Consider the following 1,113-nt stretch of genomic DNA (forward strand, 5'->3'; position numbering starts at 1 on the left):
GGCGGCGGCAAAAACTGAGTGCAACACCTGACCTTTCCGGTACGGTGCTGCCCCTATGTCTTATACCGAACTCAGCGTTGAAGAGCGCGCCACCATTCAAATCGGTCGTACCCAAGGCTTCAGCCTGCGCAGGATTGCCTGCTTGATCAACCGATCCCCTTCGACCATCAGCCGTGAGCTGCGCCGTAACCGAGGTGCTTGCGGTGGCTACTCGGCCCGCCTGGCCCAGCAGCAAATGCAGGCCCGCCGCCAGGTTTGTCGACCGATGCGAAAACTGTTGCCGGGTAGCGAGCGCTTCGAACTGGTGACCCATATGCTGCGTGAGCGTTTGTCTCCCGAGCAGATTGCCGGCAAGCTGCGCAGCATGAACATACCCAACCTGCGAGATGCCTACGTCTGTCGCGAGACGATCTACAACGCGATCTATGCCCTGCCAGTGGGTGAGCTGCGTAAGGAGCTGATCATCTGTCTGCGCCAAGGCAAGACGACGCGCCGGCCGCGCTCTGGTGGCGTGGATCGGCGCGGCCAGATCCCCGAGATGGTCAGTATTCATGTGCGCCCGCCGGAGATTGAAGACAGGCTGATGCCGGGGCATTGGGAAGGCGACCTCATCAAGGGTAAGGCCAACGCCTCGTCCGTCGGTACGCTGGTGGAACGCACCAGTGGCTACCTGATGTTGGTGAAGATGAACGACGCGACGGCGACTTCGGCGCTGGAAGGCTTCAGCGCCGCGCTCAATAGCATGCCGCTGGAGATGCGCAAGAGCATGACTTACGACCAGGGCCGGGAGATGGCGCGACACGCCGAGATCACCCAAAGAACCGGCGTGGCGATCTACTTCTGCGACCCGCACAGCCCCTGGCAGCGCGGCAGCAACGAAAACATCAACGGCCTGATTCGCCAGTACTTGCCCAAGGGCACAGACCTGTCGGTACATAGCCAGGAGGAGCTGGACGCCATTGCGCTGCAACTGAACATGCGACCGCGCAAGCGCTTCGACTTCAAATGCCCCATCGAGGTGATGGGAGAGGTCATGCAAAATGCCATGGCAATGCGGCATGATGCTCCGGTTTCAATTCAATAACCGTGTTGCACTCAGCTCCTGCAACCGCC

The 1,113-nt window shown here is 60.6% G+C and carries 1 protein-coding gene; it reads left to right on the forward strand.

Features of this window, described 5'->3' with window-relative positions:
- The first annotated feature begins 55 nt into the window (after positions 1 to 55).
- A complete protein-coding gene (locus tag IEG05_RS23060; protein WP_011911495.1) occupies positions 56 to 1,084 on the forward strand; it encodes an IS30-like element ISPsp7 family transposase in 1,029 nt (342 codons plus the stop codon).
- Positions 1,085 to 1,113: the final 29 nt, after the last annotated feature.

The organism is Stutzerimonas kunmingensis (assembly GCF_014764705.1).
Lineage (GTDB): Bacteria > Pseudomonadota > Gammaproteobacteria > Pseudomonadales > Pseudomonadaceae > Stutzerimonas.